The sequence below is a fragment of the Streptomyces sp. MMS24-W38 genome (assembly GCF_059889265.1).
Genome location: NZ_JCBCPP010000001.1, coordinates 6,124,277 through 6,143,424, shown reverse-complemented (window position 1 = coordinate 6,143,424; position 19,148 = coordinate 6,124,277). Strand labels below are relative to the sequence as shown.

General features: G+C 71.6%; 15 protein-coding genes. 8 read left to right on the top strand and 7 right to left on the bottom strand.

Annotation, left to right across the window (positions count from 1 at the left end; all coding sequences use genetic code 11):
• Positions 1 to 2 precede the first annotated feature (2 nt).
• Together AC6F7H_RS26940 and AC6F7H_RS26935 are read right to left on the bottom strand one after the other, a co-directional pair.
• Positions 3 to 3,068 (bottom strand): alpha-mannosidase, encoded by a 3,066-nt coding sequence (locus AC6F7H_RS26940; RefSeq protein ID WP_500759641.1) that lies wholly within the window; start codon positions 3,066 to 3,068, stop codon positions 3 to 5.
• A gap of 20 nt (positions 3,069 to 3,088) precedes the next feature.
• Complete coding sequence (locus tag AC6F7H_RS26935) at positions 3,089 to 4,453, bottom strand: 6-phospho-beta-glucosidase (RefSeq protein WP_500759639.1); 1,365 nt, start codon at positions 4,451 to 4,453, stop codon at positions 3,089 to 3,091.
• Positions 4,454 to 4,817: 364 nt separating this feature from the next.
• Between AC6F7H_RS26935 and AC6F7H_RS26930 the strand changes: the two genes are divergently transcribed.
• From AC6F7H_RS26930 to AC6F7H_RS26910, 5 genes are all read left to right on the top strand, one after another.
• Entirely contained in the window at positions 4,818 to 6,233 is a 1,416-nt protein-coding gene (locus tag AC6F7H_RS26930; RefSeq protein ID WP_500759637.1) for a glycoside hydrolase family 16 protein, read from the top strand.
• Between the two features lie 280 nt (positions 6,234 to 6,513).
• Positions 6,514 to 8,082, top strand: a complete 1,569-nt coding sequence (gene zwf, locus AC6F7H_RS26925) for a glucose-6-phosphate dehydrogenase (protein ID WP_500759636.1) — start codon at positions 6,514 to 6,516, stop codon at positions 8,080 to 8,082.
• Entirely contained in the window at positions 8,079 to 9,014 is a 936-nt protein-coding gene (gene opcA / locus AC6F7H_RS26920) for a glucose-6-phosphate dehydrogenase assembly protein OpcA (protein WP_500759635.1), read from the top strand. Before zwf ends, opcA begins: the two co-directional genes overlap by 4 nt.
• Before the next feature lie 70 nt (positions 9,015 to 9,084).
• Positions 9,085 to 10,020: a phosphogluconate dehydrogenase (NAD(+)-dependent, decarboxylating) gene (gene gnd, locus AC6F7H_RS26915; RefSeq protein WP_500759633.1), complete on the top strand. Its 936-nt coding sequence runs from the start codon at positions 9,085 to 9,087 to the stop codon at positions 10,018 to 10,020.
• Between the two features lie 5 nt (positions 10,021 to 10,025).
• Positions 10,026 to 10,610 carry a histidine phosphatase family protein gene (locus AC6F7H_RS26910; protein WP_500759632.1) on the top strand — a complete coding sequence of 195 codons (585 nt, stop codon included), beginning with the start codon at positions 10,026 to 10,028 and terminating at the stop codon, positions 10,608 to 10,610.
• 195 nt (positions 10,611 to 10,805) lie between these two features.
• On the opposite strand, the gene AC6F7H_RS26905 is transcribed toward AC6F7H_RS26910, so the two are convergent.
• The gene (locus AC6F7H_RS26905; protein WP_500759631.1) at positions 10,806 to 12,641 is read right to left on the bottom strand and encodes a bifunctional sugar phosphate isomerase/epimerase/4-hydroxyphenylpyruvate dioxygenase family protein; all 1,836 of its coding nucleotides are present in this window, start codon (positions 12,639 to 12,641) and stop codon (positions 10,806 to 10,808) included.
• A gap of 67 nt (positions 12,642 to 12,708) precedes the next feature.
• Positions 12,709 to 13,593, bottom strand: a complete 885-nt coding sequence (locus AC6F7H_RS26900) for a shikimate dehydrogenase (RefSeq protein WP_500759629.1) — start codon at positions 13,591 to 13,593, stop codon at positions 12,709 to 12,711.
• 145 nt (positions 13,594 to 13,738) lie between these two features.
• Here AC6F7H_RS26900 and AC6F7H_RS26895 point away from each other — a divergent pair, with 145 nt between their 5' ends.
• Together AC6F7H_RS26895 and AC6F7H_RS26890 are read left to right on the top strand one after the other, a co-directional pair.
• The gene (locus tag AC6F7H_RS26895; RefSeq protein WP_500759628.1) at positions 13,739 to 14,404 is read left to right on the top strand and encodes a TetR/AcrR family transcriptional regulator; all 666 of its coding nucleotides are present in this window, start codon (positions 13,739 to 13,741) and stop codon (positions 14,402 to 14,404) included.
• Positions 14,405 to 14,603: 199 nt separating this feature from the next.
• Positions 14,604 to 15,962, top strand: a complete 1,359-nt coding sequence (locus tag AC6F7H_RS26890) for an MFS transporter (protein WP_500759626.1) — start codon at positions 14,604 to 14,606, stop codon at positions 15,960 to 15,962.
• Between the two features lie 75 nt (positions 15,963 to 16,037).
• Here AC6F7H_RS26890 and AC6F7H_RS26885 read toward each other — a convergent pair whose 3' ends face one another.
• Both AC6F7H_RS26885 and AC6F7H_RS26880 read right to left on the bottom strand, forming a co-directional pair.
• Complete coding sequence (locus tag AC6F7H_RS26885) at positions 16,038 to 16,448, bottom strand: VOC family protein (RefSeq protein ID WP_279332409.1); 411 nt, start codon at positions 16,446 to 16,448, stop codon at positions 16,038 to 16,040.
• Positions 16,449 to 16,583: 135 nt separating this feature from the next.
• Positions 16,584 to 17,027, bottom strand: a complete 444-nt coding sequence (locus AC6F7H_RS26880; RefSeq protein WP_363042007.1) for a PPOX class F420-dependent oxidoreductase — start codon at positions 17,025 to 17,027, stop codon at positions 16,584 to 16,586.
• A 153-nt stretch (positions 17,028 to 17,180) separates the two neighbouring features.
• Here AC6F7H_RS26880 and AC6F7H_RS26875 point away from each other — a divergent pair, with 153 nt between their 5' ends.
• Positions 17,181 to 18,410, top strand: a complete 1,230-nt coding sequence (locus AC6F7H_RS26875) for a serine hydrolase domain-containing protein (RefSeq protein WP_500759625.1) — start codon at positions 17,181 to 17,183, stop codon at positions 18,408 to 18,410.
• 46 nt (positions 18,411 to 18,456) lie between these two features.
• Here the strand turns inward: AC6F7H_RS26875 and ribA are convergent, their stop codons facing one another.
• Complete coding sequence (gene ribA, locus AC6F7H_RS26870) at positions 18,457 to 19,116, bottom strand: GTP cyclohydrolase II (RefSeq protein WP_500759623.1); 660 nt, start codon at positions 19,114 to 19,116, stop codon at positions 18,457 to 18,459.
• Between the last annotated feature and the right edge of the window lie 32 nt (positions 19,117 to 19,148).

The following is a 19,148-nucleotide window of genomic DNA, read 5'->3' as shown; positions in this document are numbered from 1 at the left end:
GGTCAGTCCCGGTTCCGGTCCACCGTCAGCCGCAGGGTCAGCACCTGGAACGGACGCAGGGCCACGGGCACGCTGTCGCCGTCGGTGTCCGCCGGTTCCAGCGGCCGCTCCAGGAGGTCGGTCACCTGGGCCCCGCCGAGGGGGAAGCCGGTGCGCAGGGTGCCGGTGGCACGTCCGCCGCGGGATTCGTAGAGGCGGACGACGACATCGCCGGAGGCGTCGTCGGCGAGCTTGACCGCCTCGACGGTCACACCCCGGCCGTCCACCGAGACGACCGGGTCCGGTGCGCCCGCCGCCCGGGCCACACGCAGCGGCAGGTTGAGCGCGTAGCCCTCCGCGACGGCGTCCTCGATGCCCGCGCCGGGCAGCAGCGCGTAGGTGAGGCGGTGCGTGCCCTGGTCGGCCTCGGGGTCCGGGATCCGCGGGGCACGTACCAGGCTGAGGCGGACCGTCGTGGTCGTGCCCCCGTCGTCGCGGACCGTGCGGGTCACGTCGTGGCCGTACGTCGAGTCGTTGAGGAGGGCGACGCCGTAGCCGGGTTCGCCGATGTGCACCCAGCGGTGGCCGGAGACCTCGAAGCGGGCCGCCTCCCAGCTGGTGTTGGTGTGGGTGGGGCGCTGGATGTGACCGAACTGGATCTCCGCGGAGGAGTGCGGGGCCCGGATGTCGAACGGGAAGCCGGCCTTGAGGATCTTCTCGGCCTCGTGCCAGTCGATCTCGGTCTCGAAGTCGATCCGGGGGCTGCCGGCGCGCAGGGTGACCGTCTGGGCGATCCGTGAGCCGTTGCCGAAGGAACGCTCCACCCGGACGGCGCCGACCAGCGGATCCTGTGCGACGACGGTGACGGACTCGGCGGCGGGCAGCTCGGTGAACCGGTTCCGGTAGTGCCGGTCGATGTCCCAGGCGTCCCAGTGGTTGGGGAGGTCCGTGTGCAGCCGGAGCAGGTTGCCCGGACCGGCCAGCACCTCGCGGTCAAAGCGGAGGTCGTGGACGGATGCCAGCGTGCCGTCGTCCGCCAGTCGCACCCGCACCATCCCGTTGTCGAGCACCCGCTCCGTGACGGTCACCGGCCGGGGGCGGGGGGAGCCGGCCGGCGCCTCCAGGGGTGCGCTGCCGTTCGCGGGCGCGGTCGTCCACACCGGCGCTCCCCCGGGTGTCCGGATCACCTCGGCGCGGTCGTACGGACTGGTGTTGAACACCCGGAGGCCTGAGCCCTCGCCCAGGGCGGCGATCGCCTCCCCGGTCAGCGCCTCCAGTTCCCGTGCGACCCTGGCGTACTCCGCCTCCGCCTCCCGGTGCACCCAGGCGATGGACGAGCCGGGCAGGATGTCGTGGAACTGGTGCAGCAGGACCGTCTTCCACAGCCGGTCGAGTGTCTCGTACGGGTAGGCGTGGTCCGGCGCGTGCAGTGCCGCCGTGGTGGCCCACAACTCGGCCTCGCGCAGGAGGTGTTCGCTGCGCCGGTTGCCCTGCTTGGTGCGGGCCTGGCTGGTGTAGGTGGCGCGGTGCAGTTCCAGGTAGAGCTCGCCGTTCCAGACCGGGGCGTCGGGATACTCCTCGCGGGCCTTGGCGAAGAAGGCGTCGGGGTGCTCGACGACGACCTTCGGGGAGCCCTCCAGATCGGCCAGCCGACGGGCCCGTTCCATGTGTTCGCGGGTGGGGCCGCCGCCGCCGTCGCCCCAGCCGAACGGTGCGAGTGAGCGGGTACCGCCGCCCTTCTCGCGGTAGTTGCGCACGGCGCGGGCCATCTCCTCGCCGGTGAGGGCGGCGTTGTAGGTGTCGACCGGCGGGAAGTGCGTGAAGATGCGGGTGCCGTCGATGCCCTCCCACCAGAAGGTGTGGTGCGGGAACCTGTTGGTCTGGTTCCAGGAGATCTTCTGGGTGAGGAACCACTCGTTGCCGGCCAGCTTGGCGAGTTGCGGGTAGGCGGCGGTGTAACCGAAGGAGTCGGGCAGCCAGACGCCCTTGGTCTCGATGCCGAAGTGCTCGAGGAAGAACCTTTTGCCGTGGACCAGTTGACGGGCCAGGGCCTCGCCGCCGGGCAGATTGCCGTCGGCCTCCACCCACATGCCGCCGACCGGTGCCCACTGTCCCTTGCCGACGGCTTTCCTGATCCCCTCCCACACCCGCGGGTAGTGGTCACGCACCCACGCGTACTGCTGGGCCTGCGAGCAGGCAAAGACGAAGTCGTCGTACTCGTCGGCGAGCGCGGTGACGTTGGAGAAGGTACGGGACGTCTTGCGCCGGGTCTCGCGCAGCGGCCACAGCCAGGCGGAGTCGATGTGGGCGTGCCCGACGCCGGAGACGGTGTGCGCGCTGGCGTGCGCGGGCTTCGCGAGGACGGGGGCGAGGGCCTCGCGGGCTGCGGGGGCGCTGCCGGAGACGTCGTCGAGGTCGAGGGCGTCCATGGCCCGGTCGAGGGCGTGCGCGATCTCGTGCCGGCGTGGCTCGTGTTCGCCCAGTTCGGCCATGAGTTCACGCAGCACGCACAGGTCCAGGTCGAGATGCCAGACCGGTTCGTCGAGGACGGCGAGATCGGCGCCGCGGAACACGTACAGCGGTGTGTCGCCCGCCGTGCGCCGGTCGCCGAGCGGGGTCGGGCGGGCGAAGCCGTCGGCCAGGATGTCGGGGTTGGAGGCCGCCTCGACCAGGTAGTCGATCTCCTCGCCGCCCCCGGCCCGGCGGGCGACCGGAACGTACCGGTTGAACGGGTTGACCGCCTTCAGCGGGGTGCCGTCGGTCAGGTGCACCAGGGCTTCGGCCTGGAAGCCCGGCCCGGCGCCGGTGAAGCCGAGGTCGATGACCGCCTCGACGCGCCGGCCGGCCCACGCGGCGGGGACCTGTCCGCGCATCCGGAACCAGGTGGTGCCCCAGGGCGGGCCCCACGGGGTGTTCCTGGCGAAGGGCTCGTAGGGGGCGGCTGCGGCCTGTGCGAAGGGGACCGGCTCGCCCGGCGCGTGCCAGGCCTCGACGGTGAGCGGGACGGTGGCGGCGTAGAGCGCGGGCTTGACGCGTTGGGTGTGGACGCGCTCGACGCGGCCCTCGATCCGATGGCGTTCGTCATGCATGAAGTGCTCTCCTCACGGGGCTACTTGAGGTGGGCGAGGCCGGGATGGACAGCGGTGTAGCCGTCGACGAGGCGACGGGCCACGTTCACGGAGTCGACGAGCGGGTGCAGCGCGAAGGCCTTGACCGCCCGGGCGCGGGAGCCGGACTCGGCGGCCTGGAGCACCTCGCGCTCGACCGCCTTGACCGCGCAGACCAGGCCGGTGGCGTGGCCCGGCAGCGGGTCGACGGAGACGGGGTGCGCGCCGTTGGCGTCGACGAGGCACGGGACCTCGATGACGGCTTCCGCGTCGAGTGTCGAAAGGGTGCTGCGGTTGCGGACGTTGAGGATCAGGGTGGTCCGTTCGTCGCGGGCGACGGCCCGCATCAGCGCGAGGGCCACCTTCTCGTAGCCGCCGGACAGGTCGTCCTCGTCGCGGTCGCCGGCGCCGGCGGTTTCGCGGTTCTCCGCCATGTAGGTGGCCTCGCGTTCGGCGCGGGTGCGGTTCCAGGTATCCAAGGCGGGGGTGCCGGGGGTGCCGGGGGTGCCGGTGTCGTCGGGGTCGCCCACCTGCGCGTAGAACCGGGCCTGCTGGTCGTGGAGGAAGGCGCCGCGGGTCTTCTCCGCCTGTTGGTAGGCGCGCACGGTCTCCCGGTTGAAGTAGTAGTAGTGCAGGTACTCGTTGGGGATCGCGCCGAGGGACTGGAGCCAGTCGGCGCCGAAGAGCCGGCCCTCCTCGAAGGAGCCGAGCAGGTGGCGGTCGGCGAGCAGGCGCGGGAGTTCGTCGCGGCCCTTGACCCGCAGGCCGCGCACCCAGCCGAGGTGGTTGAGGCCGACGTAGTCGATCCACGCCTCCCGCGGGTTCGCGCCGAGCACCCGGGCGATGCGGCGGCCGAGGCCGACCGGCGAGTCGCAGATGCCGATGACGCGGTCGCCGAGGTGGCGGGACATGGCCTCGGTGACCAGGCCCGCCGGGTTGGTGAAGTTGATGACCCAGGCGTCGGGGGCGAGGCGGGCCACCCGGGCGGCGATGTCGACGGCGACGGGGACGGTGCGCAGTCCGTAGGCGATGCCGCCCGCGCCGACCGTCTCCTGTCCGAGGACGCCCTCGGCGAGCGCGACCCGTTCGTCGTTAGCGCGGCCCTCGAGGCCGCCGACGCGGATCGCGGAGAAGACGAAGTCGGCGCCGCGCAGGGCGTCGTCCAGATCGGTGGTGGTGGTCACCTCGGGAGCGTCGGGCACCTCGGCCGCCTGCTCGGCCAGCACGCGGGCGATCGCATACAGTCGACGATCGTCCACGTCATGGAGGACGACCCGGGTCACCCGCCCCTCGGCGTGGTCCTCGAGGAGCGCGCCGTACACCAGCGGTACCCGGAATCCTCCGCCGCCCAGAATCGTCAGTTTCACGTCTGCACCCTTCCCTTCTCGACGTCACCGATGCCGTCGATGCCGTCGACGGCATCGACACCAGCATGTCCGGCCGACCGAGCGGGGCGGAGGCCGGAGCGAGCACTGAGGTACGGGCCGCCCGTACGCCGTCGTCGTGGCGCGGTTGCACCCGTTCGCGTCGATTCACGGGATGAACTCTGCCCGCGCAGAAGGACTTTCTCGGTTACACCTCTTGACGGTCACGGGGCCGCAGAGCACATTGGCGACACTCTGAGAGCGCTCTCAGACCCATCGAGCCGGGCTCTTCGAGCACTCCCCGCACGCACCTGCGCGCCCGCATCCGTTCTTGTGTCCGTATCCGCATCCGAGAGGCAGCCCCCACATGAGTGACACCTCCGGCACCCCCCGCAGATCCCGGCCCCTCCGCAGACCCCGCCCGCTGCGGCGGGCGCTGCTCGCCGTCGTCGGCACGCTAGGGCTCACCGCGGCCGCCGTCACGGCCGCCGTCCCGTCGGCGAGCGCCGCCGCCCCGCCCCCGCCGTCGGGCTGGAACCAGGTCTTCGTCGACGACTTCAACGGCGCCGCGGGCAGCGGTGTCAACACCTCCAACTGGCAGTACGCGACCGGCAAGGGCTACCCGGGCGGCCCCGCCAACTGGGGCACCGGCGAGATCGAGACGATGACGTCGAGCCCGGAGAACGTCTCCCTCGACGGCAACGGCAACCTCCGTATCACCCCGCGACGGGACGCCTCCGGCAACTGGACCTCGGGCCGCATCGAGACCAACCGTTCCGACTTCCAGCCGCCCGCCGGGGGCACGCTGCGCGTCGAGAGCCGCATCCAGGTGCCGAACGTGACCGGCGCCGCCGCCAAGGGCTACTGGCCGGCGTTCTGGATGCTGGGCGCGCCGTACCGGGGCAACTACTGGAACTGGCCGTCCGTCGGCGAGCTCGACATCATGGAGAACACGCAGGGCAACAACACCGTCTTCGCCACGATGCACTGCGGCACCGCACCCGGCGGGCCGTGCAACGAGAACAGCGGCATCGGCGGTTCGACCACCTGTCAGGGCACGACCTGCCAGGCCGGCTTCCACACCTACCGGCTGGAGTGGGACCGCTCGTCGAGCGTGGAGCAGATCCGCTTCTACCTCGACGGGAACAACTTCCACACCGTGCGGCAGAACCAGGTCGACGCGACGACCTGGCGGAACGCCACCGACCACGGCTTCTTCATCATCCTCAACGTGGCGATGGGCGGCGGCTTCCCCGACGCCTTCGGCGGCGGCCCGGACGGCGGCACCCAGCCCGGCCACTCGATGCTCGTCGACTACGTCCAGGTGCTGAGCTCCGGCGGCGGTGGCACCACGCCCCCGCCGGCCGGCAACCGGGACGCCTACGGCACCATCCAGGCCGAGTCCTTCGACGCCCAGTCCGGCACGATGACGGAGCCCACCTCGGACTCCGGCGGCGGCCAGAACGTGGGTGCGCTGGCGGGCGGTGACTGGCTGCAGTACAAGGGCGTCAATTTCGGCTCCTCCGCGGCCCGGCAGTTCTCCGCCCGGGTGGCGAGCGGTGCGCCGACCGGGGTCAGCGGCCTGGTCGAGGTACGCCTGGACAGCCGCGGCAACGCTCCCGTCGGGAGTTTCGCGGTGGGCAACACGGGCGGCTGGCAGTCGTGGCGGACGATCCCGGCGAACATCACCTCCGTGACGGGCACGCACGACGTGTATCTGACCTTCACCAGCGGCCAGCCGCAGGACTTCGTGAACGTCAACTGGTTCACCTTCGGCCGCTGACCACCGACGGTGAGGGGGCTCCACGCACGCGTGGGGCCCCTCACCCATGCGGGTGGCCACCGGAAACCAGCCCCTCGAGGCATCCTTCCGCTTGTAACGTCATACTTTTACTACTGAAGGCAAAGCCGCAGTCACTCCTTCGGATCGAAGGCTTCTCAAGGGTGAGCGGGCGAAAACCACGGGCACGGGCCCCGCCCGGATTTCTCGGAGGTGAAGGTTCCCGCTTCCCGGGACACCCTGTAGGTGGGAAGGCCCTCGACACCAAGGGAGCTGACGCGGAATGACCGAGGAGACGGCCGAGGCCGAAGGCGGAGGCGAGAACGAGGCCTGCTGGTCCAACCCCTTGCACGACCCCCGCGACCGCCGGCTCCCCCGGATCGCCGGCCCCTCCGGGCTCGTCATCTTCGGAGTGACCGGCGACCTCTCGCGCAAGAAGCTGATGCCGGCCGTGTACGACCTCGCCAACCGGGGTCTGCTGCCGCCGGGCTTCTCGCTGGTCGGGTTCGCCCGCCGGGACTGGGCGGACCAGGACTTCGCGCAGGTGGTGCACGACGCCGTCAAGGAGCACGCCCGCACTTCGTTCCGCGAGGAGGTCTGGGAGCAGCTCGCCGAGGGCATGCGGTTCGTGCCGGGTGACTTCGACGACGACACCGCGTTCGAGCAACTGCGCGCGGCCGTATCCGAGTTGGACAGCGCCCGAGGTACCGGCGGCAACTACGCGTTCTATCTCTCGGTACCGCCGAAGTTCTTCCCGAAGGTGGTCCGGCAGCTGAGGAATCACGGGCTGGCCGACGCGCCCGAGGGTTCCTGGCGGCGCGCGGTGATCGAGAAGCCCTTCGGCCACGACCTGAAGTCGGCCAAGGAGCTCAACGCGATCGTCCACGAGGTGTTCGCCCCGGACCAGGTCTTCCGGATCGACCACTACCTGGGCAAGGAGACCGTCCAGAACATCCTGGCGCTCCGCTTCGCCAATCAACTGTTCGAGCCGGTGTGGAACCGGTCCTTCGTGGACCATGTGCAGATCACCATGGCCGAGGACATCGGCATCGGCGGCCGGGCCGGCTACTACGACGGCATCGGCGCCGCCCGTGACGTCATCCAGAACCACCTGCTCCAGCTGATGGCGCTCACCGCCATGGAGGAGCCGGCCTCCTTCGACGCGGCCTCGCTGCTCTCCGAGAAGCTGAAGGTGCTCCGCGCCGTGCGGCTGCCGAAGGACCTGGGCCTGCACACCGTGCGCGGGCAGTACGCGAGTGCCTGGCAGGGCGGCCGACGGGTGTGCGGCTACGCGGAGGAGGAGGGCATCGACGCGGGCTCCACCACCGACACCTACGCCGCGATCAAGCTGGGGGTCGACAACCGCCGCTGGGCGGGTGTCCCCTTCTACCTGCGCACCGGAAAGCGGCTGGGCCGCCGGGTCACCGAGATCGCGATCGTGCTGCAGCGGGCGCCGCACTCCCCTTTCGACTCCACCGCCACCGAGGAGCTCGGGCAGAACGCGATCGTCATCCGGGTGCAGCCGAACGAGGGCATGACGGTGCGGTTCGGTTCCAAGGTGCCGGGCACGTCGATGGAGATCCGCGACGTGACCATGGACTTCGCCTACGGCGAGTCGTTCACCGAGTCCAGCCCGGAGGCGTACGAGCGGCTCATCCTGGATGTCCTGCTGGGGGACGCCAACCTGTTCCCCCGCCATCAGGAAGTGGAAGAGTCGTGGAGGATCCTCGACCCGGTCGAGGATCACTGGGCATCCCACGGCGCACCCGCGCGGTACGCCTCGGGCAGCTGGGGACCCGCGGAAGCCGACGAGATGCTCGCACGAGACGGACGGAGCTGGCGCAGGCCATGAAGATCGACCTCACCGACACCACGGCAAGCGATGTCAACAAGGCGCTGGTGCGGGGCCGTCGCACCATCGGCACCCCCGCCGTGGGCATGGTCCTGACGATGGTGATCGTCACGGACGAGGAGAACGCCTACGACTCGATCAAGGCCGCCGAGGAGGCCTCGCACGAGCACCCCTCGCGCATGCTCGTCGTCATCAAGCGCCACGCCCGCAGCCTGCGCGAACGCACCCACCCGCGCCTCGACGCCGAGGTGCGGGTCGGTTCGGAGGCCGGCACCGGCGAGACCGTGGTCCTGCGGACCTACGGCGAGGTGTCCGACCACGCCGACTCCGTGGTGCTGCCGCTGCTGCTGCCGGACGCCCCAGTGGTGGTCTGGTGGCCTGCGGACGGGCCCGAGCACCCGTCGAGGGACCCGCTGGGTGCGCTGGCCCAGCGCAGGATCACCGACCTGTACGCGGTCGAGGACCCCCTGGAGGTGCTGGCCACCCGGAGGCGTTGCTACGCGCCCGGCGACACCGACCTGGCCTGGACCAGGCTGACGCCGTGGCGGTCCATGCTGGCCGCCGCCCTGGACCAGGCCCGGCTGACGGTCACGTCGGCGGCCGTGGAGAGCGAGGCAGACAATCCGAGCGCGGAGCTGCTGGCGCGCTGGCTGGAGGCCCGGCTGGGCGTGCCGGTCGAGCGGGTGGAGACGGCCGGCCCGGTGGTCACCGGTGTGCGCCTGGGCACGGTGGACGGCGAGATCGTCATCGACCGCCCGGAGGGCCCGATGGCCACGCTGTCGCTGCCGGGGCAGCCGTCTCGGCGGCTCGCGCTGAAGGTACGCCCCCTCCCCGAGCTGATCGCGGAGGAGCTCAGGCGTCTCGACGCGGACGAGATGTACGCCGTCGCCCTGCGCGGCGAGGCCACCGAGGAGGTCCCCGCCCGTGCCTGACGCCCCCTCCCCCGCACCGACCCGGCGCCCCCGGTGGGCCGCCCTACCCGAACCCAGGAAGTGAACTGACATGCAGATCGGCCTTGTTGGTCTCGGCAAGATGGGCGGCAACATGCGTGAGCGCATCCGTGCCGCCGGACACACCGTCGTCGGCTACGACACGAACCCGGACCGCTCCGACGTCGGCCACCTGTCCGACCTCGTCGACCGGCTTGAGGGCCCGCGCGTCGTCTGGGTGATGGTCCCGGCCGGCGCGGTCACCCAGCGCGTCATCGATCAGCTGGGAAGCCTGCTCAAGCCCGGTGACACCGTCGTCGACGGCGGCAACTCCCGGTGGACGGACGACGAGAAGCACGCCAAGGAGCTGGGTGCCCGGGGCATCGGCTTCGTCGACGCGGGTGTCTCGGGCGGTGTGTGGGGGCTGGAGCACGGCTACGCCCTCATGGTCGGCGGCGAGGAGGAGCACGTGGAGCGGCTGAAGCCGATCTTCGACGCGCTCAAGCCGGAGGGCCCGTACGGCTACGTCCACGCGGGCAAGGTCGGTGCCGGGCACTTCGCGAAGATGGTCCACAACGGCATCGAGTACGCCATGATGCAGGCCTACGCCGAGGGCTGGGAGCTGCTGGAGAAGGTCCACTCGGTGGACAACGTCCGCGAGGTGTTCCGCTCCTGGCAGCAGGGCACGGTCATCCGCTCCTGGCTGCTCGACCTGGCGGTCAACGCCCTCGACGAGGACGCCCACCTGGAGAAGCTGCGCGGCTACGCCGAGGACTCGGGCGAGGGCCGCTGGACGGTGGAGGCCGCCATCGCCAACGCGGTGCCGCTCCCCGCGATCACCGCCTCCCTGTTCGCGCGGTTCACCTCCCGGCAGGAGGACTCGCCGCAGATGAAGATGGTCGCGGCGCTGCGCAACCAGTTCGGCGGCCACGCGGTCGAGTCCGCGGACCGAAACGCCCCGGAGCAGAAACGGGACCAGAAGCAGCAGGAGCAGGAGGACTGGGCGTAGCGACCGTGGGAGATCTCCTGCTGGCCCGGCACGGTGAGACGGAGTGGAGCAGGGCGGGACGGCACACCGGTGGCACCGATCTGCCCCTGACCCCCGGCGGCGAGGACCAGGCCAGGTCCCTGGCCCCGCTGCTCGCGGGCCGCGCCTTCGCGCTCGTGCTCACCAGTCCGCTGCTCCGCGCCCGGCGCACCGCCGAACTCGCTGGGCTGGCGGGGGCCGTGCCGGAGCCGGACCTGCGGGAGTGGGACTACGGCGGCTACGAGGGCGTCACCACCGCGGACATCCGACGCGCCCGGCCCGGCTGGGACCTGTGGACCGACGGGGTGCCGCCCGGTCCGGAGTTTCCCGGCGAGTCCGCCTCGCAGGTCGGCGAGCGGGCCGACCGGGTGCTGTCCCGGGTGACCGGGGCGCTCGACACGGGTGATGTGATGCTCGTGGCGCACGGCCACCTGCTGCGGGTGCTGACCGCACGGCGGCTGGGCCTGCCGCCCGCGGACGGGCGGCTGTTCCGGCTGGAGACGGGCACGCTGAGCCGACTGTCGCTGGAGCACGGCAGCCCGGTGCTCGCGGAGTGGAACACCCGGCCCTGAGGCCGTGACGCCGACGCCCTGCCCTAAGAGCCCCGAACGCAATGGGCGTCCGATCAGCTCGCGGCGTCATGGGGTCCCCCCTACTCATGGGGGTCCCCCCTGTTCGAGCGAAGCCGAGAACTCGGGGGAGAAGCCGAGAACTCGGGGGAGTGCGTGCCAGACGCCGCGAGCCGGGCGCCCATTGCGTTCGGGGCTCTAAGGCTGGGACGTGAGGGCGGTCGACGTCCGGACGGCGTGCTGGGCGGCCAGCCGTACCGGTGCGTTGCGGGCGCCGTAGCCGCGGTGGCCGCCGTCGCGCTGGAGGAGTTCGAAGAACACCCGGCCGACGGTGCGGGTGTAGCAGTGCCGCAGGCTGCCGTGCTCGTCGCGGTCGTAGAGGATGCCCAGTTCGCGGTAGGTCTCCAGCTCGCCGTCGGCGAACTCGTGGCGGGCGGCGAGGTCGTCGTAGTAGTTCGCCGGGATCGGCAGCAACGGGACGCCCGCGTCGCGCAGTCGGCGGGCCGCGGCGACCACGTCGTCGGTGGCGAACGCGATGTGCTGGGCGTGCACGGTGTCGTCGCCGGGCGCGGCTTTGACGGTGAGGGCGATCCGGACGGTGCCGTCGGCGTTGCTGACCGCGCGGCTGCGCTGCAGCCCGTAGGGATCGGCGACGTCGACGCTGTCCTCGGCCCGCAGCCCGAGCACGCTGCGGTGGAAGAGGGCCGCCTCGTCGAAGTGGTGCCAGGGCTGGGTGAGCGCGAGATGGTCGATGCGCCAGATCCTCGACGTGGCGGCCGGGTCTGCCGTGGCAGCCGCGGCAGACCCGGTCGAAGGCTCCCCGACGTCCTCGAAGTCGGCCCGCCAGCCGGCGAGTCGGGCGTCGCAGAAGAACAGTTCCGTGCCGTCGGGGGCGGCGACGGCGTCCAGCGGGGCGTCCTCGGGGGCGCGGCGGCGCGGCAGTACGGGCGCCAGCAGGGCCTCGGCGCGGGCGGCGGCACCGGCGGGGTCGGGCGACTCCAGGCCGAGGGCGGCGAGTCGGGTGCCGTCGCGGCGTACGGCCGTACCGGTGTTGACGAGGAGGCGGGCCTCGCCCTGCTGCCAGAGGTCGACGGGTTTGCTCCGGTGCCGGGCGGTGCGGGTGAAGCCGAGGGCACCCAGCAGTCCGGTGAGGGGGTCGGCGTCGGCGGTGACGAGTTCGGCGAAGGCGACGCCGGTGGGGACGACGGGGGCGGGCGGCCGCGCCACCCCCACCTCCTCCTGCAGGACGAGCAGGGAGCGCCGGGCGTCCACTGCGGTCGGGACGGCCTCGGCCTGCCGGAACACGTCGTTGAACACCTCCAGGGACAGCGGCCCGTCGTAGCCGGTGCGCAGGACGTGCCGGACGAGTCCCGAGACGTCGAAGCCGCCCTGCCCGGGGAAGCAGCGGTGGTGGCGGCTCCACTGGAGGACGTCCATCGCGGGCAGCGGGGCGTCGGCCAGCTGGAGGAAGAAGATCTTCTCACCGGGGATGTCCTCGATGCCCTTGGGGTCGGAGCCCCTCGAGAGGATGTGGAAACTGTCCAGGCAGGTGCCGAGCGCCGGATGCCCGGCCGTCTCGACGATGCGCCAGGCATGGTCGTACGTGCTGACGTGCCGTCCCCAGGCCAGCGCCTCGTACGCGACCCGGATGCCGGAGTCCTGTGCCAGGTCCGCGAGTTCGCGCAGTTGGGCGGCGGCGAGGGCGTCGTCGTCGATCGCCTCGGGGTCGACGCTGGAGCAGACCAGCACGGTGTCGGCGCCGAGTTCGCCCATCAGCTCGAACTTGTGCCGGGCGCGGCGCAGGTTGCGGGCGAACGTCTCGGCGGGCACGGCCTCGATGTCCCGCAGCGGCTGGTAGAGGTCGATGCCGAGTCCGAGGTCGAGGCAGCGGGCGCGGATCTCCCGTGGGGTGAGCGGGCTGGCGAGCAGGTCGTTCTCGAAGATCTCCACGCCGTCGAAGCCGGCGCGGGCGGCGGCCGTGAGTTTCTCGGTGAGGGTGCCGCTGAGGGAGACGGTGGCGATGGACGTACGCACGTCGGTACCTCTGCTTCCGTGAAGTTCCGTGCTCTGGAGGCTCTGGGGGTTCTGGAGGCTTTGGGTGCTATTTGGGTGCTGCGACGGGGCCGGTGAGTTCGGTGAGGTCCGCGAGCATGCGGGCCCGGTCGGGTTCCCGCCCGGTGAACAGGCGGAACGCGTCCGCGGCCTGGAAGGCGGCCATGCCGCCGCCGTCGAGGGTGGCGCAGCCCGCCGCGCGGGCGGTGCGCAGGAGCTCGGTCTCCAGGGGACGGTAGACGACCTCGGCGACCCACAGCCCGGGGTGCAGCAGCTCCGCGGGCAGCGGCAGTCCCGGGTGGGCGGCCATGCCGGTGGGGGTCGCGTGCACCAGGCCGCCGCTGCCGTCGGCGGCGGCCAGGAGCTTCGGCAGCCGGTCCAGGGGTGCGGCGGCGGCGCGGTCCGCTCCGAAGGTCCGGTTCAGGGAGTCGGCGAGTTCGTCGGCCCGTTCGGGCAGGGCGTCGGCCACGGTGACCCGTCCGGCGCCGAGGGTGAGCACGGCGTGCGCGACGGCGGCACCGGCGCCGCCCGCGCCGAGCTGCACCACCCGCTCCAGCGGCACGTCGGGCAGGCCGCGGGCGAAGGAGGCGGCGAAGCCGGTGACGTCCGTGTTGTGTCCGACGGCCCGGCCGCCCTCGAAGACGACGGTGTTGACCGCGCCGAGCGCCTCGGCCTGCGGATCGAGTGCGTCGAGGTGCTCGACGACGAGCCGTTTGCACGGATGGGTGATGTTGAGCCCGTCGAATCCGAGCAGCCGCGCGGCGCGCAGCAGCTCGCCCACCGCCTCGGGCGGCACGCCGATCGTGTCGAGGTCGAGGAGCCGGTACAGACAGCGCAGACCCTGCCGGTCGGCCTCCCGCTCGTGCAGCGCGGGGCTGAGCGACGGGCCGATGCCGGAGCCGATCAGCCCGACGAGATACGAGTCCTTGAGCACCGGGGCCTCCAGAGACCACTCACTAATGTACGAACCAGTACGTTAGCTATATCAGCCGGTCGGGGCCTCATGGAAGTCCCGGCGGGCCGATGACGGCCCCCTTCTACAATCACCGGCACTGCACCCCCTCACCCGAAGGAACTCCATGACCAGCGTCGAAGAACCGGCACGGCCCGGCGAGCGCATCCGTGACGCCGCCCGCACCAGGGCCGAGATCCTCGACGTGGCGACGCGGGAGTTCGCGCGGGCCGGCTACGACGGGGCCCGCGTCGACGAGATCGCCGCCCGCACCAGCACCACCAAGCGGATGATCTACTACTACTTCGGCGGCAAGGAACGGCTGTTCACGGCCGTGCTGGAGCGCGCGTACGGCGTGATCCGCGAGGCCGAGCAGCAGCTGGACGTCGACCACCTGGACCCGGTGGCGGCCATCCGGCGGCTGGCGGAGGTGACCTTCGACCACCATGAGCGGCACCCGGACTTCATCCGCCTGGTGAGCATCGAGAACATCCACGGCGCGGAGCACATCACGGCCTCCGAGGAGCTCGGCCGGATGGGCTCGCCGGCGCTCGACGTGATCCGCCGGATCCTGGCCGCGGGGCAGGAGTCAGGCCTGTTCACGGCCGACGTGGACGCCGTCGACCTGCACGCGATGATCAGCTCGTTCTGCTTCTTCCGGGTGTCCAACCGGCACACCTTCGGTGCGCTGTTCGGCCGCGACCTGGTCGCCCCGGACCGGCGCGAGCACTACCGGGCGATGCTGGGCGACATGGTGATCGCGTACCTGACGGCGGAGCGGGCCACGGACTGACCGGCGGAGAGCCTCACCCCTTCGATCCGGCGGACCCGGGCCGACTCCGTACGACGCCACCTCTTGACACCGGGGGCCGTCGGGCGCAGCATCCCTATCCAGCCGCGACTAACTATCCAGTGGGTTAATTAGCGCACCGGCTTCTCCCCTCAGCTCATCCTCCGCGTACCGTCGTGGAGTCCCCTCGAAGGAGCCCGCCGTGTCCGTCCCCGCACCGCCCCGCGACGCCTCCCCGCCCGGACAGCCGAAGAAGGCGGCGACCGCCGCCTGGATCGGCAGCGCCCTGGAGTACTACGACTTCTTCATCTACGGCAGCGCGGCGGCGCTGATCTTCCCGGAGGTGTTCTTCGACGACTCCGACCCGGCCACCGCGACCCTGCTGTCGCTGGCGACGTTCGGTGTCGCGTACGCGGCCCGGCCCCTCGGCGCGCTGTTCCTCGGCCACTACGGGGACCGGGTCGGCCGTAAGAAGATCATGGTCTTCACGCTGATGCTGATGGGCGTGTCGACGTTCCTCATCGGCTGTCTGCCCACCCGTGACCAGGTCGGCACCCTCGCACCGGTCCTGCTGGTGCTGTGCCGCGTCCTGCAGGGCATCTCGGCGGCCGGCGAACAGGCCAGCGCGAACTCGATGACCCTGGAACACGCACCGCCCCACCGGCGCGGCTTCTTCACCAGCTTCACCCTGAGCGGTACACAGGGCGGCCAGCTGCTGGCCACGCTGGTCTTCATCCCGGTGGCCGCGATGCCCGAGGAGCAACTGCTCACCTGGGGCTGGCGGGTACCGTTCTGGATGAGCGTCACGGTCGCCGTGGTCGGGTACGTCATCCGCCGCAAGCTGGACGAGACCCCGGCCTTCGAGCAGCAGACCGCCACCGAGGGGGTCGTGAAGATGCCCCTGGCCGTGCTGCTGCGCGAGCACTGGGCGGACGTCCTGCGGGTGGTCGCGGGTGCGCTGATCGCCTCGGTCAGCACGATCTTCACGGTGTGGGCGCTGGCGTACGCGACCAGCGACGCGGTCGGCATGTCCCGCACGTCGATGCTGTGGGTGGCCGCGCTGGCGAACGTCGCCGCGCTCGCCGCGATCCCCCTGTGGGCCGTGCTCTCCGACCGGATCGGCCGCCGCCCGGTCTTCCTGGTCGGCGCCGTCGGCAGCGCGGTGACGATGTTCCTGTACCTGTGGGTCGTCTCCACCGGCAACTTCGCCCTGACGATGCTGCTGGGCATCATCGCCTTCGGTGTCGTCTACAGCGCCGCGAACGGTGTGTGGCCGTCCTTCTACGGCGAGATGTTCCCGACCCGGGTGCGGCTCTCGGGCGTGGCGATCGGCACCCAGATCGGCTTCGCCGTGGCCGGCTTCGCGGTCACCTTCGCCGCGCAGATCGCGGGCCCGGACGGGGACGACTGGACGGCGGTGGCGCTCTTCACGGCCGCCCTGTGCGTCCCGCCGGTGATCGCGGCGCTCTCCGCGCGGGAGACCCACCGCGTCCCGACCGAACTGCTCGGCGAACGCGCGACCGGCGACGGCGTGACCCAGCCGGAGAAAGTGACGGCCTGACCCCGCTCGCTTCGACCCCTGGAGCCGGTGTCCGGCTCCAGGGGTCTCACGTCGGCACGGCTCCGCCCGCCCCGCCTACCGGTTGGACCACCCGCGCCGGCACAGCACCAGCCGGTAACCGTCGGGGTCCTCGAGGGTGACGCCCCACTCGTTCCAGTACGGATTGGGGGACGGGACCGCCGTGCCGCCGTGCTGCTCGAGCCGGCCGACCAGGTCGTCCGGGACCGGGCCGTCGAGGTAGACCACCAGCAGGTCCTCCTCGGTGGGCCGGGGCTCGACGGGCCGACCGGGTTCATGCACGAGTTCGAGGTGCCAGTCGGCGTCCGGCCACCCCAGCATCAGCAGGTCGTGCCCGCCGGGCGGGGCGCCGCCCTCGGTCCGCCACACCACGCTCAGTCCGAGCCCGCCGCACCAGAACCGCTCGGCCGCGGCGAGGTCCCGGGACGGGCGGGCGATACGGATGTGACTGCGGCCGTCGACGGACATGATGCCCTCTCCCCTGGGATGCGCTCCTCCGCGCCGGAACCGGCGCCGATCCGTTCCGCAGCGTAGACGCCCCACGATCATCGAACCATCGGCCCTCCGGCGGGGGCCTCGGGTCCTACGACTCGGTCCGGGGTCCTACGACTCGCCGCGCCGGGGGATCCCGTAGGCCCGCTCCACCCGCAGCCGCAGCACGAGGCGGCGGTCGCGGACCATGGCGGCGCGGTAGTCGTCCCAGTCGGGGTGTTCGCCGTTGACGTCGCGGTAGAGCCGGATCAGTTCCCGCACCGTCTCGTCGTGCGGATCGGCGGCGACGGGGGACAGTTCGGCGGTGCCCTCGGCGACCGTGTACGCCCACCGGTCGGGGGTGGTCACGTGGTAGGACGCCCGGGGGTCCCGCCGCAGGTTGCGGGTCTTGGCCCGGTCGTCCGTGATCGAGACGCGGATCAACCGCTCCTCGGGGTAGTAGGCGTGGTTGACGTTCGACAGCTGGGGCCGGCCGTCCTGTTTCAGCGTGACGAGCACGCCACCGTTGTGATCACCGATCAGTGCGAGCAGCGCGGGCAGTGTGTCCTGTGTCATAACCCGTGCAACGCCCGTACCAGCCCCGTCGTTCCCGGCGCCCTCGCCGTCCGCCCGGGTTCGCCGGTGTGTTCACCCAGCCCGACGAGGTCTGACGTGCTTCGGGCGGGGTATGCCGGACTCAGCTCGGGAGCATGATCGAAGGAGTGCGCGATGGAACTGCTGCGGCAAGAGGCCGACCCGGCGGAGGCCGGTCTGGACGCGAAGGCGCTGGACCGGCTGGACCGGCACTTCGCGCACGAGGTCGACGAGGGGCGGCTGCCCGGCTTCCTCGTCGCCGTCGCGCGGGGCGGGCGGGTCGCGCATCTGACGGCATACGGGCGGCGGGACGTCGCGGCCGGGCTGCCGGTGCGGAGCGACACGCTGTGGCGGATCTACTCCATGACCAAGCCGGTGACCGCCGTCGCCGCGCTGATCCTCATGGAGGAGGGCCTGCTGTCGCTGGACGATCCGGTCGGCCGTCACCTGCCGGCGTTCGCCGAACCCCGGGTGCACGAGAGCGGTTCCGGCGACCGGATGCGGACGCGTCCCGCGGCCGGCCCCCTGCTCGTACGGCATCTGATGACCCATACCGCCGGGCTGACGTTCGCCTTCTACCACGCCCATCCGGTGGACGCGCTGTACCGCGAGGCCGGGCTGGACTCGTCGGTGGCCCCGGGTGCGGACCTCGCCGGGACGGTCGACGTGTACGCCGGTCTGCCGCTGCAGTTCGATCCGGGCACGCAGTGGAACTACTCGGTCGCCTCCAACGTGCTGGGGCGGATCATCGAGGTGGTGTCCGGGCAGCCGCTCGACACCTTCTTCGCCGAGCGGATCTTCGGCCCGCTGGGGATGACGGACGCCGGTTTCCAGGTCGGTGACGAACAGGCGGGGCGGCTCGCGGAGTTGTACGGCGAGACGGACTCCGGCGGCATCGAGCCCATCGCCGGGCTGCCGCTGCGGGGCCGTCCCCGGTTCCTGTCCGGCAGCGGGGGGATGGCTGCCTCCGCCCACGACATGCACCGTTTCATGGAACTGCTGCGCCGTCGGGGCGAACTGGACGGTGTCCGGCTGCTCACCCCGGAGACGGTGGACCTGATGACCCGCAACCACCTTCCCGGCGACGCCGATCTGCGCGCCTTCGGCAGCCGTCCGGCCCACGACGCGCCCGGCAACGAGGGCATCGGCTTCGGCCTCGGTGTCTCCGTGGTCGTCGACCCGTCCCGTACGCGGGCCCCGTCCGGCCTCGGCACCTACGGCTGGACCGGGGTCGCCACCACCGCGTTCTGGGTCGACCCGGGCCGCGACCTGACCGTGCAGTTCTACACACAGGTGCGGCCCCGGTCCTCCCACTCGGTGTTCCCGGACCTCAGGCGGCTGGTGCACGAGGCCGTGACCGGCTGAACGCCGGCCGGACGGATGCCGCTTCGCTGCCTGGGCCGGCGAGCCGTCAGGACCAGTGCGCCACCGCGTCCAGGTGGGGCAGGTCGTGGTCGAGGCGCTCCCGCTTGGTGCGCAGGTAGGTGATGTTGCTCTCGCACGGCGGTATCAACAGCGGTACCTGCTCGGCGACCTGGATCCCGTGCCGCACCAACGCCTCGTGCTTGCGGGGGTTGTTGGACATCAGCCGCACCGACCGTACGCCCAGGTCCTGGAGCATTCCGGCGGCGACACCGTAGTCGCGGGCGTCCACCGGCAGGCCGAGGGCGAGGTTCGCCTCGACGGTGTCCAGCCCCTCCGCCTGCAGGGCCATCGCGCGCAGCTTCGCCAGCAGGCCGATGCCGCGGCCCTCGTGTCCTCTCAAGTAGAGGACGACGCCCGCCCCTTCGGCGGCCACCGCGCGCAGTGCGGCGGCGAGCTGGTCGCCGCACTCGCAGTGCTGGGAGCCGAACGCGTCGCCGGTCAGGCACTCCGAGTGCAGCCGGGTGAGGACCCGGTCCGTGCCGATGTCCCCGTGGACCAGGGCGACTTGTTCGTCACCGCGGTCGTGGTCGAGGTAGCCGACCGCCTGGAACTTTCCGTACACGGTGGGCAACGGCGCATTCACGACACGTTCCACGCCGGTCCGCTGGGGTGGCTTCTTGCCGAGTACGCCTATGTTTTCTGTCATGATTCTCGAGTTCCTAAGCAGAGACGAAAGGC

Bases quoted from the DNA above. Each gene is read 5' to 3' on its own strand.
- gnd (WP_500759633.1), top strand. From the start codon at position 9,085: ATGCAGATCGGCCTTGTTGGTCTCGGCAAGATGGGCGGCAACATGCGT.
- opcA (WP_500759635.1), top strand. From the start codon at position 8,079: ATGAAGATCGACCTCACCGACACCACGGCAAGCGATGTCAACAAGGCG.
- AC6F7H_RS26895 (WP_500759628.1), top strand. From the start codon at position 13,739: ATGACCAGCGTCGAAGAACCGGCACGGCCCGGCGAGCGCATCCGTGAC.
- AC6F7H_RS26875 (WP_500759625.1), top strand. From the start codon at position 17,181: ATGGAACTGCTGCGGCAAGAGGCCGACCCGGCGGAGGCCGGTCTGGAC.
- ribA (WP_500759623.1), bottom strand. From the start codon at position 19,116: ATGACAGAAAACATAGGCGTACTCGGCAAGAAGCCACCCCAGCGGACC.
- zwf (WP_500759636.1), top strand. From the start codon at position 6,514: ATGACCGAGGAGACGGCCGAGGCCGAAGGCGGAGGCGAGAACGAGGCC.
- AC6F7H_RS26880 (WP_363042007.1), bottom strand. From the start codon at position 17,027: ATGACACAGGACACACTGCCCGCGCTGCTCGCACTGATCGGTGATCAC.
- AC6F7H_RS26940 (WP_500759641.1), bottom strand. From the start codon at position 3,068: ATGCATGACGAACGCCATCGGATCGAGGGCCGCGTCGAGCGCGTCCAC.
- AC6F7H_RS26930 (WP_500759637.1), top strand. From the start codon at position 4,818: ATGAGTGACACCTCCGGCACCCCCCGCAGATCCCGGCCCCTCCGCAGA.
- AC6F7H_RS26885 (WP_279332409.1), bottom strand. From the start codon at position 16,448: ATGTCCGTCGACGGCCGCAGTCACATCCGTATCGCCCGCCCGTCCCGG.